The organism is Bremerella sp. JC817 (assembly GCF_040718835.1).
Lineage (GTDB): Bacteria > Planctomycetota > Planctomycetia > Pirellulales > Pirellulaceae > Bremerella.
Genome location: NZ_JBFEFG010000225.1, coordinates 1 through 307 on the forward strand (window position 1 = coordinate 1; position 307 = coordinate 307).

The following is a 307-nucleotide window of genomic DNA, read 5'->3' on the forward strand; positions in this document are numbered from 1 at the left end:
CGACGCTGACCGCGCACGTCCTGCCGGAGAATCGGGTCGTGGTCCGGTGGCTCAAGGACCTCGGCTGGACGATCGTCCGAGACGAAGGCTCGCTCGAATTCGAGGACCAGGCCCGTCCCGATCCTTCCCGGGTTTCGGAATTCCCCGCCCGGGCACGGTTCGAGCAACTGCTGGACGACCTGGAACCGCGGGTGATGTCCTGTCTGGCCGTGATGGCCGGGCGGGCGGCTTCCGGCCCGCCGGCCCCCCTCGTCGACGGCCCGGAGGACGACCATCCCGAGGGCGGGGCGGTCGAGGGCCGCTGACC

Annotated in this window: 1 protein-coding gene; it reads left to right on the forward strand. The window is 71.7% G+C overall.

The genetic code is table 11. The annotated features are described in order from the left end of the window. Nucleotides 1-305 (forward strand): hypothetical protein (locus tag AB1L30_RS01145; RefSeq protein WP_367011490.1); only part of this gene is annotated, 305 nt, incomplete at its 5' end. Between the last annotated feature and the right edge of the window lie 2 nt (nt 306-307).